This is a genomic window from Xanthomonas sp. NCPPB 3442, assembly GCF_056725145.1.
This window is the reverse complement of record NZ_CM161514.1, coordinates 768,027-783,386: the sequence shown is the minus strand read 5'-3', so window position 1 is coordinate 783,386 and position 15,360 is coordinate 768,027. Positions and strand designations below refer to the sequence as shown.

22 protein-coding genes and 2 pseudogenes are annotated in these 15,360 nt (G+C 63.0%); 23 read left to right on the top strand and 1 reads right to left on the bottom strand.

Annotated elements, in window-relative coordinates; translation table 11 throughout:
• Positions 1-99 precede the first annotated feature (99 nt).
• The 15 genes and pseudogenes from AC1POX_RS03540 to AC1POX_RS03470 form a co-directional block, all read left to right on the top strand.
• Positions 100-942: a GPO family capsid scaffolding protein gene (locus AC1POX_RS03540; RefSeq protein ID WP_372356761.1), complete on the top strand. Its 843-nt coding sequence runs from the start codon at positions 100-102 to the stop codon at positions 940-942.
• A gap of 46 nt (positions 943-988) precedes the next feature.
• Entirely contained in the window at positions 989-2,002 is a 1,014-nt protein-coding gene (locus tag AC1POX_RS03535) for a phage major capsid protein, P2 family (protein ID WP_372356760.1), read from the top strand.
• Between the two features lie 3 nt (positions 2,003-2,005).
• Entirely contained in the window at positions 2,006-2,725 is a 720-nt protein-coding gene (gene gpM / locus AC1POX_RS03530; protein WP_372356759.1) for a phage terminase small subunit, read from the top strand.
• 98 nt (positions 2,726-2,823) lie between these two features.
• Positions 2,824-3,291, top strand: coding sequence for a head completion/stabilization protein (locus AC1POX_RS03525; RefSeq protein ID WP_372356758.1), 468 nt, complete (start codon positions 2,824-2,826; stop codon positions 3,289-3,291).
• On the top strand, positions 3,291-3,500 hold the full coding sequence (locus AC1POX_RS03520) for a tail protein X (protein WP_005917735.1): 210 nt from the start codon (positions 3,291-3,293) through the stop codon (positions 3,498-3,500). Before AC1POX_RS03525 ends, AC1POX_RS03520 begins: the two co-directional genes overlap by 1 nt.
• Before the next feature lie 4 nt (positions 3,501-3,504).
• Positions 3,505-3,861, top strand: a complete 357-nt coding sequence (locus AC1POX_RS03515) for a phage holin family protein (protein ID WP_005917737.1) — start codon at positions 3,505-3,507, stop codon at positions 3,859-3,861.
• The gene (locus AC1POX_RS03510; RefSeq protein ID WP_005922189.1) at positions 3,854-4,129 is read left to right on the top strand and encodes a phage holin family protein; all 276 of its coding nucleotides are present in this window, start codon (positions 3,854-3,856) and stop codon (positions 4,127-4,129) included. The genes AC1POX_RS03515 and AC1POX_RS03510 overlap by 8 nt, the downstream gene beginning before the upstream one ends.
• Positions 4,129-4,767 carry a glycoside hydrolase family 19 protein gene (locus AC1POX_RS03505; RefSeq protein ID WP_372356757.1) on the top strand — a complete coding sequence of 213 codons (639 nt, stop codon included), beginning with the start codon at positions 4,129-4,131 and terminating at the stop codon, positions 4,765-4,767. Before AC1POX_RS03510 ends, AC1POX_RS03505 begins: the two co-directional genes overlap by 1 nt.
• Positions 4,767-5,255 (top strand): hypothetical protein, encoded by a 489-nt coding sequence (locus AC1POX_RS03500; RefSeq protein ID WP_372356756.1) that lies wholly within the window; start codon positions 4,767-4,769, stop codon positions 5,253-5,255. The genes AC1POX_RS03505 and AC1POX_RS03500 overlap by 1 nt, the downstream gene beginning before the upstream one ends.
• Positions 5,252-5,671, top strand: a complete 420-nt coding sequence (locus AC1POX_RS03495) for a phage tail protein (protein WP_372356755.1) — start codon at positions 5,252-5,254, stop codon at positions 5,669-5,671. The genes AC1POX_RS03500 and AC1POX_RS03495 overlap by 4 nt, the downstream gene beginning before the upstream one ends.
• The gene (locus AC1POX_RS03490; RefSeq protein WP_372356754.1) at positions 5,659-6,105 is read left to right on the top strand and encodes a phage virion morphogenesis protein; all 447 of its coding nucleotides are present in this window, start codon (positions 5,659-5,661) and stop codon (positions 6,103-6,105) included. Before AC1POX_RS03495 ends, AC1POX_RS03490 begins: the two co-directional genes overlap by 13 nt.
• A gap of 234 nt (positions 6,106-6,339) precedes the next feature.
• Positions 6,340-6,981, top strand: a complete 642-nt coding sequence (locus tag AC1POX_RS03485) for a hypothetical protein (RefSeq protein WP_372356753.1) — start codon at positions 6,340-6,342, stop codon at positions 6,979-6,981.
• A gap of 98 nt (positions 6,982-7,079) precedes the next feature.
• The gene (locus AC1POX_RS03480) at positions 7,080-7,304 is read left to right on the top strand and encodes a hypothetical protein (protein ID WP_372356752.1); all 225 of its coding nucleotides are present in this window, start codon (positions 7,080-7,082) and stop codon (positions 7,302-7,304) included.
• A gap of 76 nt (positions 7,305-7,380) precedes the next feature.
• Positions 7,381-7,698 (top strand): hypothetical protein, encoded by a 318-nt coding sequence (locus AC1POX_RS03475; RefSeq protein ID WP_372356751.1) that lies wholly within the window; start codon positions 7,381-7,383, stop codon positions 7,696-7,698.
• 189 nt (positions 7,699-7,887) lie between these two features.
• A pseudogene (locus tag AC1POX_RS03470) lies at positions 7,888-8,508 on the top strand (baseplate assembly protein); the annotation flags it as partial.
• An 18-nt stretch (positions 8,509-8,526) separates the two neighbouring features.
• Here AC1POX_RS03470 and AC1POX_RS03465 read toward each other — a convergent pair.
• Positions 8,527-9,635 (bottom strand): IS3 family transposase gene (locus AC1POX_RS03465; protein WP_122272034.1). Its coding sequence is split into 2 segments (ribosomal slippage): positions 8,527-9,374 and positions 9,374-9,635, totalling 1,110 coding nucleotides; the frame shifts between segments, so codons are not numbered across the junction.
• 73 nt (positions 9,636-9,708) lie between these two features.
• On the opposite strand from AC1POX_RS03465, the pseudogene AC1POX_RS03460 reads away from it, so the two are divergent.
• The 8 genes and pseudogenes from AC1POX_RS03460 to AC1POX_RS03425 form a co-directional block, all read left to right on the top strand.
• A pseudogene (locus tag AC1POX_RS03460) lies at positions 9,709-9,981 on the top strand (baseplate assembly protein); the annotation flags it as partial.
• Complete coding sequence (locus AC1POX_RS03455) at positions 9,974-10,519, top strand: phage tail protein I (protein ID WP_372356750.1); 546 nt, start codon at positions 9,974-9,976, stop codon at positions 10,517-10,519. The pseudogene AC1POX_RS03460 and the gene AC1POX_RS03455, both read left to right, overlap by 8 nt.
• A 9-nt stretch (positions 10,520-10,528) precedes the next feature.
• Positions 10,529-12,034, top strand: a complete 1,506-nt coding sequence (locus AC1POX_RS03450; protein WP_372356749.1) for a phage tail protein — start codon at positions 10,529-10,531, stop codon at positions 12,032-12,034.
• Positions 12,035-12,043: 9 nt separating this feature from the next.
• Entirely contained in the window at positions 12,044-12,622 is a 579-nt protein-coding gene (locus tag AC1POX_RS03445; RefSeq protein WP_372356748.1) for a phage tail protein, read from the top strand.
• Positions 12,623-12,682: 60 nt separating this feature from the next.
• Positions 12,683-13,246 (top strand): phage baseplate assembly protein V, encoded by a 564-nt coding sequence (locus AC1POX_RS03440; protein ID WP_372356747.1) that lies wholly within the window; start codon positions 12,683-12,685, stop codon positions 13,244-13,246.
• Positions 13,243-13,602 carry a GPW/gp25 family protein gene (locus tag AC1POX_RS03435; RefSeq protein ID WP_372356746.1) on the top strand — a complete coding sequence of 120 codons (360 nt, stop codon included), beginning with the start codon at positions 13,243-13,245 and terminating at the stop codon, positions 13,600-13,602. The genes AC1POX_RS03440 and AC1POX_RS03435 overlap by 4 nt, the downstream gene beginning before the upstream one ends.
• Positions 13,603-13,613: 11 nt before the next feature.
• Entirely contained in the window at positions 13,614-14,780 is a 1,167-nt protein-coding gene (locus AC1POX_RS03430; protein ID WP_372356745.1) for a phage tail sheath protein, read from the top strand.
• 29 nt (positions 14,781-14,809) lie between these two features.
• Complete coding sequence (locus AC1POX_RS03425; RefSeq protein WP_005929496.1) at positions 14,810-15,319, top strand: phage major tail tube protein; 510 nt, start codon at positions 14,810-14,812, stop codon at positions 15,317-15,319.
• Positions 15,320-15,360: the final 41 nt, after the last annotated feature.

The following is a 15,360-nucleotide window of genomic DNA, read 5'->3' as shown; positions in this document are numbered from 1 at the left end:
GACGCGTAATCGCCTGATTTACACGGTGATTGCGTTGCTGCGCTATGCGTCGCGTTTGACCATGGGTCATCGCAAACGCATCCAGCGCAGAGGACACCCATGTCGGCCAAGGCCAAGAAGTTTCGTTCCAACTGGTTCCGCGTGGCCGTCGAAGGCGCCACCACCGATGGCCGCACGATTCAGCGCAGCTGGATCGACGACATGGCCGCCACCTACAACCGCGAGACCTACAACGCCCGCATCTGGATCGAGCACATGCGCAGCCTGCTGCCGGACTCGCCGTTCCGTGCGTATGGCGATGTCACCGCCGTCAAGGCCGAAGAGGTCGAGATCGACGGTACCAAGCGTCTGGCGTTGTTCGCCCAGATCGAACCGACCGCCGACCTGATCACCATCAACAAATCCAAGCAGAAGCTCTACACCAGCATTGAGGTGCAGGAGAAGTTCGCCAACACTGGCAAGGCGTATCTGGTCGGCCTGGCCGTCACCGATTCGCCTGCCAGCTTGGGCACCTCCATGCTCAGCTTCGCCAGCCAACACCCGGACGCCAATCCGCTGGCCGATCGCAAGCAGTCACCGGGCAACCTGTTCACCGTCGCCGAGGAAACGGCGCTGGAATTCAGCGAAGTCATCGAAGGCCCGGTCGCCAATCTGCTCAGCCGGATCCGCACTGCGCTCAAGAGCGAAGACGCCACCGGCATCACCGCTGAGCAGTTCGCCGACCTCGGCCAGGGCGTCGAAGAGATCGCCGAGCACGTGCGCGGCCAGGACGAACGCTTCAACCGCCTGCAGGCCGAACACGCCGAGCAGAAGACCAAGCACGAGCAGCTGGCGAACGACCTGGCGCAGCTGCGCGAGTCGCTGTCGCAGCAGCCAGATCCGGCGCAGCCCGCACGCCCGGTGGTCACCGGCAGCGGTGCGGCCGTGCTGACCGACTGCTGATCCCACACAACACACACGCCGCAGCGCCACACCATTCGGAGCCATCATGCAAAACGCCACCCGCCTGCAGTTCAACCAGTTCGCCGAGCAGATCGCCAAGCTCAACGGCATCACTTCCGCCTTCCATTCCTTCGCTGTCGATCCGACCGTGCAGCAGAAGCTGGAAACGCGCATGCAGGAGTCGAGCGAATTCCTGTCCAAGGTCAACATCATCCCGGTGGACGAATTGTCCGGCCAAAAGGTGGGCATCGGCGTCACCGGCAGCATCGCCAGCCGTACCGACACCGGCGCCGGCAAGACCCGCACCCCGCGCAACGTGGCCGCGCTCGACAAGAACGAGTACCTCGCCAAGAAGACAGACTTCGACACCGCGATTCCGTATGCGCTGCTCGATACCTGGGCCAAGTTCCCCGATTTCCAGGCGCGCCTGCGCGATGCCATCGTTAAGCGTCAGGCGCTGGACCGTCTGCAGATCGGCTTCAACGGCACGCACGCCGCTGCCGACACCGACCGCGCTAAGTTCCCGCTGCTGGAAGACCTCAACATCGGTTGGCTGCAGCAGTACCGCACCAACGCCGCACAGCGCGTGCTGGCGAGCGGCAAGACGGCCGGCAAGGTCGTTATCGGCGGTGCGGGTGCCGACTACGGCAACCTCGACGCGTTGGTGTACGACGTCGTGAGCAACCTGCTGGATCCGTGGCACCGCAAGGATCCGAGCCTGGTCGTGGTGCTGGGCCGCGACCTGATGCACGACAAGTATTTCCCGATGGTCAACAAGGATCAGCCGGCGAGCGAGAAGATCGCCACCGACCTGATCTTGAGCCAGCGCCGTGTCGGCGGCCTGCAGGTGGCCGAGGTGCCGTACTTGCCGGACGGCGCGCTGATGGTGACCTCGCTGGCGAACCTGTCGATCTACTACCAAACCGGCGGCCGTCGCCGTTACATCCAGGAAGTGCCCGCACGCGATCGCATCGAGAACTACGAGTCCTCCAACGATGCGTACGTGGTCGAAGACTACGGCATGGGCTGCGTGGTCGAGCACATCGAGATCGAGGCCTAAACCATGGCCGACAGTCCCGCTAAGCGTCACCACAGCCGCGTGCTCGCCGAGCTGGAAGCGGCACAGCGCGCACCGCACCAGTTGATGGCCGGTGCAACGGCCTACGAGCAGCACATGGCGCAGCTGCAGAGCGATCGCCTGCGGTTGAAGCAGATCCAATCCACCCAGGGCAAGGCGGCGCTCAAGGTGCAGCTACTGCCGACCTACGTGCCGTACCTCGCCGGCGTGCTGGCCGGCGGCCAGGGCGCGCAGGACGAGATCGTCATGACGTGCATGGTCTGGCGCATTGATGCCGGCGACTATGCCGGCGCGCTGGAGCTGGGCGCCTATGTGCTCAAGCACAACCTGCAGATGCCCGACCGCTTCTCGCGCACGGTGGGCTGTGTGCTGGCCGAGGAAGTGGCCGAGGCGGCGTTGTCGGCGCAGAAGACCGACCAGCCCTTCGATGCAGCTGTGTTGGCCGACACCGCCGCGCTGACTGCCGAGCAGGACATGCCCGATGAGGTACGCGCCAAGCTGCACCTGGCACTGGCCCGCGCATCGCTGGCGGGCATCACCGATGACACGCCTGCCGACCAGGCGCAGCCGATCGCCGCTGCCGCTGTCGCCGACCTGCAGCGCGCCATCGCCCTGCACGGCAGCTGCGGCGGCAAGAAGGATCTGGAGCGCGCCGAGCGTCTCTTGAAGAAGTTCAGCGCTGAGCCTGCGGACACCAGCGCCTAACCGAGCGTCCCCGCAACCCTCGCCGGCTCGGGGCCGATCCACAGCACTCCATCGCTGCGGTGACGCCCCGACCACCGGCGATCTCTTCCGAGCCATCCATGAGCGGATTCACTGCCACCGGCACCACCAGCGCCACGCCTGATGCGATCGCCAATGCGCCGTTCTGGCCGGCGATCGCACCGGCCACGGTGCGGGCGAGCATGCGCCTGGATGGCACCGTCACCGATGCCCGTCTGCGCCACGCCATTGTTGCCGCCATGCTGGCGGTCAACGATGAGCTGGATGCCTGGGCGCAGATGCAGCAGGCCGCCGGCTGGGCCGCGTTGGCCGATGTACCTAGCACCACCATTGACGGCGTCTCGCGCCGCGTACAGCTATACCTACGCGCCGTCGCGTGTGCCACGGCGGTCGAGGTGGCAGAGCGTTATCGCAGCTTCGACGCGACCGACAGCGCCAACCAGCGCGCCGATGACCTGTCGCCGAGCATCACCGAACTGCGCCGCGACCAGCGCTGGGCCGTGCGCGACCTGCAGAACCTGCCGCGCAGCACGGTGGAGCTCATCTGATGCGCGTGCACGCCATGCAAGGCGACACCGTCGACCTGCTGTGCTGGCGCCACCTGGGCAGCACGGCCGGCCTGGTCGAGCGCACCTATCTCCTCAATCCCGGCCTGGCCGAACTGGGCGCCGTGCTGCCGCATGGCACGCCAGTGGAGTTGCCCGAGGTAACCACCACCACAGCGGCGATGACGCCGCTTGTGCAGCTATGGGACTGACCTGATGACCGAACCCACCTCCGTATCGAGCGGCTTTTTGATCGCCACCGGTGTGGGCCTTGCCTCCGTGCTGCCTGGCATCGACGGCGATGCACTGATTGGCGCCTTCGCCGGCGGCGCGCTGTTCGTGGTGTCCGCCGCCAAGCAGCCGCTGTTGGCGCGATTGATCTATTTCCCGGTGAGCGTGATCGCCGGCTACCAGCTGGCGCCGGAGCTGCTGCGCTGGTTGCCGATCAAGTCCAGCGGCGTGGCCGCCTTTGCGAGTGCGGCGTGCGCGATCACCGTCACGCTGGGCCTGATCGAAAAGAGCAAGTCCTTCGACTTTTCCTTCCTACGTCGTGGAGGTCCGCCCAGTGCATAGCCTGGTCACCGTCCTGACGTTGATGGCCTCGCTCGCCATCTGCGTCCGCCTGCTTACCTACCACCGTCCGGTCGATGCGCGCCATCGACGCGGCGCCGGCTGGTGCGCGTGGTTGCTGATCGCCAGCACCGGCGGCCAGGCACTGCACATCCTGCTGGCCGGCGCCGGCTCGCAAGTCAGTCTCTGGCACCTGGGCACGTTGATCGTGCTGGCGGTGCTCACCTACCGCGCCCAGGGCAATGTGGCGCGCATCCTGAAGGTCGATTGATGTTCACTGATACCCAGCTCGCCTCGATCATGCAGTGCTCACAGCAACGCGCACAGCGCTGGCATGGCCCACTGCTTGCCGCCGCCAACCGCTTCGGCATCACCACCAAGCGCCGCGCCGCGCATTGGCTCGGCCAGGTCGGCCACGAAAGCCTGAGCCTGTCGCGTATGGAAGAAGGGCTGACCTACACCACCAGCGCACGGCTGTTGGAAGTGTTCGGCGCACGCATCACGCCCGCGCAAGCATCCAAGTTCCTGCGCAATCCCGTGGGCCTTGCCAACTTCGTCTACGCCGACCGCCTGGGCAACGGCAACGAAGCCAGCGGCGATGGCTATCGCCACCGGGGCCGTGGCCCGATGCAGCACACCTTCCGGGGCAACTACCGCCGCATCGGTGTGCTGATCGATCTGCCGGTGGAAGAGCAGCCGGATCTGCTGCTGCAGATCGAGCCGAGCGCCCTGGGCGCGGCGGCGTACTGGCAGGACAACGGCCTCAATATGCTGGCCGATGCGGGCGATGTGCTCGGCCTGGGCCGCAAGATCAACCTGGGCAACGTGCGCGCCAAGCGCTTGCCCGAAGGCCACAGCGATCGCGTCACGCGCACGCAGCGCGCCCTGCAGATCCTGGGAGTGAGCTGATGGTCACGCGCCTGATCATCCTGCTGGCGCTGATCGCAGTGCTCGTCGGTGGCTGCGTGTGGCAGGAGCGGCGCGTCAGCACTGCGCGCACAGAGCGCAAGCAAGCGCTAGACGCAAAGGCTGCCGCCATCGCCGAGCGCGACAGTGCAAGGGCTTCCACAAAAACCGTTGTCGAGTACGTCGACCGCGTGCAGATCGTGCGCGAAGCCGGCGCCACTATCACCCGCGAGATCCCGATCTATGTCACCCAGAAAGCCGATGCTGCTTGCGCTATCCCTGCTGGCTTTGTGCGGCTGCACGACGCCGCCGCCACGGGCCACCCTGCCGGGCCGCCCGCCGCAGATCCTGATGCGCCGGCCGCCGGCATTACGCTCTCTGGCATTGCCGGTACCGTCGCCGACAACTACACCAGCTGCCACGCCACCGCCGCGCAACTGAGCGCGCTGCAGGACTGGATCGATCTGCATCTGCCGGCAGCGGCGCCATGATCAAGCCCGCCAGCCTGCGTGCGCATCTGGCGGCGGCATTGCCGGACTTGGCCCGCGATGCCGACCGGCTGCTGGTGTTTATCGACGCCGGCAGCCTGGTCAGCACGTACCAGCCGGGGCTATCGTTCGAATATCAGTACACCCTCAACCTGATCGTGACCGACTACGCCGGCCACCCGGACAGCGTGATGCTGCCGCTGCTGGAATGGGTGCAGGCCAATCAGTCCGAACTGCTGTCCAACCCTGCGCGACGCGGCGACATCGCCTTCGAGGCCGACATCCTCGCCAACGATGCGGTGGATCTGTCGATCAAGTTGCCGCTGACCGAACGCGTCGTGGTGACCGCGAAGGACGGCGGCGGCTACAACATCACCCACGCACCCGAGCCGGTAATCGATCCCACATGGATGAGCTGACCGCGCTAGAGACCTGGGCCGCACCGCTGCTGGCGCGCCTGCAGGAGGGCGAGCGGCGCAAGCTGGCACGCAAGATCGGCACCGCGTTGCGACGCTCGCAGAGCCAGCGCATCGGCAAGCAGCAGGCGCCTGATGGGTCACCATATGCACCACGCAAGCAGCAGCTGCGGCAGAAGTCCGGGCGCGTCAAACGCGCCAAGATGTTTGCCAAGCTGCGGCAGGCCAAATATTTCAAGGTCAGCGCCAGCCCTAACCAAGTGAGCGTGGGATTTGTGGGGCGCGTCTCGCGCATTGCACGCGTGCACCAAGACGGTTTGACCGAGCGTGTGCGGCCGGGTGGCCCAATAACACGTTACGAGAAGCGAATGCTGCTGGGCTTTTCTGTAGAAGACCGGCAGTTCGTCCGTGAACAGCTCTTGAGTCATCTAGCCTAGCCAGGGCCACCAAGGACGCTTGTGGCGAGCCCAACCACAAAGAGGCGTTGAGAGAGATCGAACGGAGTGATAGGGTGACATATCGATCCAACCTTCAAACTTGGTGCAGTTTTATTTGCTCGCCGCGATAGGTTCGAAACGGCGGGATGCCCGGAACTTTAGATAAAACCGTAAGAAAATTTTATCCCCCCCGTCTTATCCTTCCTTCTCACCTCATATATTTGTTAGATCCTAATGTCGAGCAATTCGCAGTTAGATCAAAAAGATGTTGAGTACTACGCTGCCCAGGCGAACGCTTGGTTTAATACTGCTCTTGAGCATGACAAAAGCATCTTGGCACTCTCTTCCGGTGCGATCGGATTGCTAGTAACCCTGCTTACGACTGTGGGGGCCAAGTCTGAAACTGATCAATGGCTATTCGGCTTGGCACTGCTATCTTTTGTGGTGAGCGCCGTCACTATCCTCGTGATATTCCGTAAGAACAAGGCATATCTCGAAGAGATAGTAATGATGAAAGAAAGCAAGCTAGAGTCCGAGTTAAGAAATTACGATTTGCTAGCTATCTGCGCTTTCGGACTAGGAATTTCATTAGTGATGATGCTAGGTGTTTCAAACGTTATTCAATCTAACCAAAGGAAAATCGTCATGCCAGATAAAATGAAGCCGAAGGAAGTCGCCCGAGTAGCGCACGACGACTATGCTTTCGATAGCTATGCTGGAGCCAACAAGATGAGAGCCCAGCCAGAAGAGATTAGAAGCTTTGCTGGCGCAGGTCGTGTCGCACCGCCTAGCGCTACGGCAACAGCGCAGTCAGCGCCCCCGGCAAAAGCGCCAGCTGCGCCAACGCCTGGTCCTACTTCGACATCAAAAAAATAATGGATTTCTAATTCCACTTAGCCGGAAGCGACTCATTAAAGCGAATTGCTCGTTGATAGCCTTCATTCAAAATTTAGATGCACTTGGAGAAAATGAGCATGTCAGGGAAAACGTACAGAGCAAAACCCGCCCTTAAGATTTCCGAGTGGTCAATCGAGCAAGGCGGCGGCGCTTACATTTCATTTGAAGAGTACATCGACATTCCTGGGCTAGAGAAGGCCGATATTCGCATTGAGTTTGAGAATAAAAAATCATTTGATGAAGTTTCATCTTTGATTGAGCAACTGAGAGACGCGGGATTTATTTTTGTAGTTCAAAAATAAATCCCGCAACCTAGTGACTTACTCGAAACCAAATTTTTCGCAATTCGATCAGCCGTGTATCAGCCAAGGTGAAAACGTGACCATCACATCAAGCGAAGTCTACGCACAGATAGAAGCCTCAGCTAACGTGTTAAAAAATCTTTCAGCGAAGGAGCGCGAGCAACAACCTTACAAAGAATTTGGCGAAAATTACAACAGCCTCCTATCTCTAGCTAAAGAAGCCCTACCAAATATTGATCCACGCCGCTGGACTCCCGCTGTAGCAATTCACCAATCTGCGACGGCAACGGCAAAAACAAATGCCACATATGCCGAAATACATAGCTACCTCGTGCAACTGCTTTCAATTTTGTCTGAAGATATTGAGCCATTCAGCGGCTTTACTACGGGTTAAATTCATCCGCAGCCACTGCGACTATTTGTTCAACTTGAATTCTGCAAATAGCTACCGATGATCAGCATTCATGAAGAACATCTTGCAAAAGCAAAGAGACGCAGCCACGTAAGAATTCGAACTACATAGAGAATCCGTAGATAGCTTAGATCCAAGCCCGAAGAATGTAGCTTCGTACTTGGATCTAATATGGCTTCTTTCACCGCTGTAGATCTGTCGAAACTCCAAGCTCCCGATCTGATCGAAGCGATGGACTTCGAGACGATATTCGCTGAGGCGCTGGCACAATTTCGTCGCCTGCTGCCGGAGTTTTCCGCACTCACCGAGTCGGATCCGGTCTACAAGCTCCTGCAGCTGTTCGCGGCCCGCGAGCTGCTGATCCGCCAGCGCGCCAACGACAAGGCGCAGCAGACCATGCTGGCCTTCGCCACCGGCACCAACCTCGATCACCTGGGCGCATTGTTTGGCGTCGCGCGCCTGGTGCTCGATCCGGGCCAACCGGAGACCGGCATCGCACCGACCCGTGAGTCGGACGTGGACTTCCGCCGCCGCATCCAGCTGGCGCCCGAGGGCTTCAGTGTTGCCGGCCCGGAGGGCGCGTACATCTATCACGCGCTCAGCGCGTCGGCCGATGTCATGGATGCCAGCGCCACCAGCCCCGCGCCTGGGCAAGTGCTGGTCACCGTGCAATCGCGCACCGGCGATGGCACCGCGCCGCAGGAACTGCTTGACGAAGTGGCGGCCGTGCTGACAAATGCCGACGTGCGCCCGTTGACCGACGAGGTAGCGGTCCAGAGCGCCGAGATCGTCCTGTCGACTCCCCGTAATTCAATGCCAGCTAAAACTAGAGGTCTGCGGTTGATGTTGATCACGGAACTCGACGGGCGTTAGCCCGCCCAGGCTGTCGTGCGGGATCTGTTGGTTGTAGTCGGCGAGCCACTGTTCGGTCTGTTCGCGGACCTCGCTTAGCGTGCGGAAGATGTGCATGTCCAATACGCCACGCCGATAACTGCCGTTGAAGCGTTCGATGAAACCGTTTTGCATCGGACGCCCCGGCTCGATGAAATCCAACGCGATACCCTTGCGCTCAGCCCACTCGGCCAAGGCCAATGCAACAAATTCCGGGCCATTGTCCAAACGCAACTTGTTCGGATAGCCGCGCCAGGCTGCGATGCGTTCCAACGTGCGGATGACGCGGGCGGCCGGAAGATTCAGGTCCACATCGATGGCCAAGGCTTCCCGACTGAAATCGTCGATGACATTGAACGTGCGGAACCGCCGACCATCCCATAACGCATCGGACATGAAATCGATCGACCATCCAGCATTGGGTCGATCGCCGCATGCCAGCGGCTTTGGATAGCGCGTCGGGACCCGGCGCCTGCTGCGACGTCGTTGATTGAGTTTCATCAAGCAGTACACGCGCCAGACCCTTTTGTGATTCCACACATGTCCGCGACGGCGGATGATCTGAAAGAGCTTTCCAAATCCACGCTCGGGAAAACGCTCGGCCAACTCGGACAACAGCGCGATGACCTCCTCGTCGCGATCGGGACGGCGCCGATAGCGCGCTGTCGAGCGAGCCACGCCAACTACTGAACAGGCCCGGCGCTCGCTCCAGCCATGCCGCTCGACGAGCCAGGCCAGAAGCGGGCGTTTGTGCGTCGGGTCTACAGCTTTTTTGCGATGACATCCTTCAATGCATGGTTTTCCATCGCGAGCTCGGCGTACATGCGCTTGAGCTTGCTGTGCTCGGTCTCCAGGTCGCGGAGGCGTTGCACGTCAGCGGCCTCCATGCCGCCGTACTTGGACTTCCAGACGTAGTAGGTCGCCTCGGAAATGCCCAGCTCGCGACAGACATCCTTGACCTGGCGGCCGCCCTCGACCTGTTTCAGCGTGGCGACGATCTGGCTCTCGGTGAACTTGCTCTTGCGCATTGTTGGTCTCCTTGGTGGCTAGTGTGCTGGAGACCTCTAGTTATGGCTGGATCAATTTTACGGGAGACTGACAGTCCTGTACGCCATTCGTGGGCGCGTCTACACCTACGCTGGCCCCGACTCGGCGGTGGTCATGCGCGAGGCGATGCGCAGCCTGCTGGCCTATCTCGCCGAGGCACACCGCATCGGCCGCGACGTCCCCGAGTCCGCCATCAAGGCCAAGTTGTTTGTTGATGGCGTGCAGCGTGTTGAGCTGGACTCGCCTGCCGCTGACATCCGGATCAGCCGCACACAGGCCGCCTACTGCATCGCGATCGACATCGTGCACGCCGGCATCGATGAGTAACTCCCCGCTGCCGCCCAACGCCACGCCGATGGAGCGCGCCCTGGCGGCGGTCACCGCTCGCCTGGAAGCGATCCCGCTGCCGTACCCGGATCTGTGGAATCCGGACACGTGCCCGGCCGGTCATCTGCCGTGGTTGGCCTGGACGCTGTCGGTGGACGATTGGAAGGCCGACTGGAGCGATGCGCTCAAGCGCTCACGCCTGCGTAGCGCGATGGCAATCCAGCGGCGCAAGGGCACGGCCAACAGCGTGCGCATGGTCGTCGAGTCGTTCGGCGGCGCGGTGGCCATCCGCGAGTGGTGGCAGACCGAGCCGCGCGGCCTGCCGCACACCTTCGAGCTAGCGCTGACGCTGACCGGTGCCGATGGACAAAGTGCCAGCGCCCGGTTCGTCGAGGAAGTCATCGCCGAGGTCGAGCGCACCAAGCCTGTGCGCTCGCATTTCACCTTCACCCAAGGATTCCAGGCCGAGGCCCGACTCAACGTCGTGGCACGCGGCAGAACCACTTTGTTCCTGCGCCTGCAGGGCGAGGCGAGCTAGAGAGCACACATGCCCGGACTCAAATTCAAGATCACCACCGCCGGCCGCAAAGCACTGATCAATCCTAAGCAAACCGGCACACAAGCGGTCACCATTGCCGCTGTCGGGATGACCAGCGCGGCGTTCGTGGCCGATGCTGCCCTCACGGCACTCCCGTCCGAGATCAAGCGCCTGACCACCATCGGCGGGTCGGTCACGGCCAAGGACACGATGCACGTGTCGGTGCGCGACGAATCCAATGCCGTCTACAGCTGCTACGGCTTCGGCCTGTACCTGACCGATGGGACGCTGTTTGCCGCCTACGGCCAGCCCGCGCTGCTCGTGGAGAAGTCCGGTGCCGCCTCTGTGCTGCTGGCGATCGACGTAGTGCTGGCTGACGTGGACACCGCGCAGATCACTTTCGGCGACACCAACTTCACCGATCCAGCCGCGACGGTGGACGTGCCCGGTGTGGTGCGCCTGGCAACTGACGCCCAGGCCATCGCAGGGGTGGACAGAGAGCGGGCGGTGTCGCCGGCCAACTTGCTTGCGTCACTGGACCAGCGCCTTGGCGAAATGGGACCAACCGAATTCATCAAGGAACTGTTGTCGCGTACCACTGCGGCAGCGGCACGCAATGTGCTGGGTATTCGCTCGGCTGCCCTGAATGACGCCGGTCACGGCAATGGCCTGGATGCGGACACCCTGGATGGACGCCAGGGCGAGTGGTATCGGGATTTCCGCAACATGCTCAACGTGCCGCAGTCGTTCCTGCTGCCCGGCCAGATCGTGGTCATGGCGTCGCTTTATCCGCCAACTGGCCTGCTGGTCTGCGATGGCGCGGCGATCTCGCGCACCAAATACGCAGCGCTGTTCGCCGCCATCGGCACGGTTTACGGTGCCGGCGACGGCAACACGACGTTCAACGTGCCCAAGATCAAAGACGGCACCGTCATCACCCATACCAGCGTCGCAACCTCGGTAGGTTCGTATGGCGCCGGTCAAATCATTTCCCACTCGCATGGAGCCAGCGCAGCCGCCGTGGGCGACCACGCGCACTACACCGAACTGGGCGCCGCCGGCGTCCACGCACACGGTGCAAGCGTCAATCCAGGCGGCGATCACGCGCACGGGGCGTGGACCGACACACAGGGCTGGCATGGTCACAGTGGCAGCACCAGCGCCTCCGGCGATCACCAGCACCCTGGCGTGATCCCGTCCAATGCGATCAATGGCTATGGCGTGTTCCGCGAGCGCGACAACGATGCCGCTCCCTCGGACGGCTGGACCGGCGCCGGGGGTAACCATGCGCATAGCTTTGGCACCGATGGCGCGGGCAACCATGCCCACAACATCGGCATGAACGGCTCCGGCAACCACACCCACGGGATCGGCATCGCCGAGGGCGGCAACCACGTGCACGTGGTGGATCACCGTGGCGCTGGCGCGCATGACCACGCCATCACCGTCAACGCAGCCGGCGGCCCAGACAACTTGCCCGCCGGCCTGCGCATGACCTACTGCATTGCTTACTGAGGATTGACCATGACCAACCCGCTGCCACGCACCAGCATTGCCTACGCCCTTGATCCCACTAGCGGTGAGTACACCGGCCCGGTGACCGTCTACCTCTCCGAACTGGAAGGACGCTACCCACTGCCACCCGACACCGTTGCCACTGCGCCCGCGCCGCCTGCAGGGCTGTATCAGCGGCATCGCCTGTCGCCAACGTCTGGCACGTGGGAGGTGGTGCCGGACTATCGCGGCGTGATGCTCTACAGCACCGACACCGCCATGCCGGTCGCCAACACGCTTGCCTTGGGCGATGCACTCCCGCAGGGTTACACCACCTCGCAGCCGATCGCGTTTCTCCCCAGCGACTACCGCCGCAACGTGTGGGATGCGGCACGCGCGAGCTGGCGCGCGGATCCGGACTACAGCGCCGCGCTGGTGTGGGAGAAAGCCAGCGGCGCGATCGCGCCACGCCTTGCCGTCGGCACCCCGTTACCGGGACACCTGACCACCGTGGCCGCACCGGTTTCGGTCGACGGCACGGTGGTGTGGGACGAAGCCGCACAGGCATGGGTCGTACAGCCCAAGCCGTCTGAAGACGCGGCTGTGTAGCCCACTGCGTTACGCACCGCTTGCAGTGCGCAACATCGTGCAGCCACTGACCATGGCTGCATGGGCACCGCATCCTCCGCACTGAGTAACGCCATTCGTCTCGGCACCGTGGCCGAGGTGAATCTCGCCAACGCGCGATGCCGCGTGCAGGTCGGCGAGATGCTGACCGACTATCTGCCCTGGGTGGTTACCCTGGCCGGCACCACCATCATCTGGTCGGCGCCGGCAATCGGCGAACAGGTCGTGGTGCTCTCGCCGGCCGGCGACCTGGCCGATGGCCTGGTGCTACGTGGCCTCTATTCCGACCAATTCGCAGCGCCTGCCGCATCCGATACGTTGCACGTGCTGCGCTTTGCCGATGGCGCGCAGATTCACTACGACACCGAGGCGCATGCGCTGCAGGCGACATTGCCCAGCGGCGGCACTGCGTCCATCACCGCCGATGGGGGCATCACGCTCAACGGCCCGCTGACCGTCAACGGCGAGACGACGCTCAACGGTGACACCACGATCGCAGGTACCGCGACTGCCAGCACCGATGTCGTGGGCGGCGGGATCAGCCTCAAGCACCACAAGACCACCGGCGTGACCGCCGGCAGCGCGCTCAGCGGCGGCCCGCAGTGATCGGCGTCGATGCCACCACCGGGCGTGTGATCGAGGGCGAGCAGCACTTGGCCCAGTCGATCGCCTGCATCCTCACCACGCCCATCGGCACACGCGAGCAGCGCCGCGACTTTGGCTCGCTGCTGCCCGAGCTGATCGACCAACCGTTCAACGGCGCCACCCGCACGCTGCTCAACGGCGCCACGGCCACCGCGTTGATGCGCTGGGAGCCGCGCCTGCGCCTGACCCGCGTCGACCTGGTCATCGGTGAGGCGCCTGGCAGCTTCGTGCTGACCATCGAGGGCGAACGCACTGACGTCGCTCCCGCCAATGCGCGCTCGCGCATGACCATCCCGCTCCGCTTCCGCTCGTCCTGATCGAGGAATCTATGTCCACTGCCTACCACCACGGCGTCCGCGTCATCGAAGTCAGCGCGGGCACGCGCACTATCCGCACCGTCTCCACCGCTGTCGTCGGCCTGGTCGCCACGGCGGCCGATGCGGACGAGAAAGTCTTTCCACTCAACAAGCCAGTGCTGATCACCGACGTGCTCGGCGCGATTGCCAGCGCCGGCGCCCAGGGCACCTTGCGCGCCACGCTGCAGGGCATTGCCGATCAGACCAACCCGGTGACCATCGTCGTGCGTGTGGCCGACGGCGAAGATGCAGCCAAGACGTCCAGCAACGTCATCGGCGAGGCCAAGTCCAGCGGCTACACCGGCCTGTATGCGCTGCTCGCTGCGCAAGCGCAGCTGGGTGTGCGTCCGCGCATCCTCGGCGCGCCCGGGCTGGACACGCTGCCGGTCGCCAAGGCGTTGGCGACCATCGCCAAGAAGCTGCGCGCGATGGCCTATGTGCGCCCCGTTGCCGACACCGTCGCCGAGGCCGTCACCTACCGAGGCCAGTTCAGCGATCGCGAATTGATGCTGATCTGGCCGGACTTCCTGGCTTTCGATACCACCACCAGCACCACGACGGCCGCGTATGCCACCGCGCGTGCGCTCGGCCTGCGCGCCAAGATCGACACCGAGCAGGGCTGGCACAAGAGTCTGTCCAACGTGCCCGTGGCCGGCGTGACCGGCATCTCCAAGGATGTGCATTGGGACCTGCAGGATCCTGCCACCGATGCCGGCGTGCTCAACGAGGGCGACATCACCACGCTGGTGACGTTCAACGGGCAACGCTTCTGGGGATCGCGCACGTGCGCCGAAGACGCGATGTTTGCGTTCGAGACGGCCACGCGTACCGCGCAGGTCCTGGCAGACACCATCGCCGAGGGCGTGGCGTTCTACGTCGACAAGCCGATGCATCCCTCGCTGGTCAAAGACCTGATCGAAACGATCAACGCCAAGTTCCGCGACCTGAAGTCGTCGGGCTACTTGATCGATGCCAACGCCTGGTACGACGGCACCGTCAACAGCGCCACGACGCTCGCCGATGGCGCGCTGCGGATTGACTACGACTACACGCCAGTGCCGCCGCTGGAGAACCTGCAGCTGTACCAGAAGATCACCACCAGCTACCTGGCCGACTTCGCCGAACGCGTCAACGCGTAACGCACCCGATCTGATTCCCGGAGAACCCCATGGCGTTGCCCAAGAAACTCAAAGCGCTCAACCTGTTCAACGACGGTGAGAGCTATCTCGGCCAGGTGGTCGAAGTGAAGCTACCCACGCTGTCCCGCAAGATGGAGGAATATCGCGGCGGCGGCATGAATGGCCCGGTCGATATCGACTTCGGTCAGGAGAAGATCGAGCTCGAATGGAAGTGCGGCGGTCTGATGCGCGGCGTGCTGAACCAGTACGGCGCCACCACGCACAACGCCGTGCAGTTGCGCTTTGCCGGCGCCTACCAGCGCGACGACAGCGGCGCGGTGGATGCCGTCGAATTCGTGGTGCGCGGCCGTCACAAAGAGATTGATCCCGGCACCGGTAAGTCCGGCGACGACACCGAGTTCTCCGTCAAGACCTCGGCCAGTTACTACAAGCTGAGCATCAACGGCGCACCCGTGATCGAGATCGATCTGATGAACATGATCGAGATCGTCAACGGCGTAGATCTGCTTGCCCCGCACCGCCGCGCCATCGGCGCCTGACCTTCCGGCCTGGCGCCGCCGGGCCTTCGCCCTGAGACCTT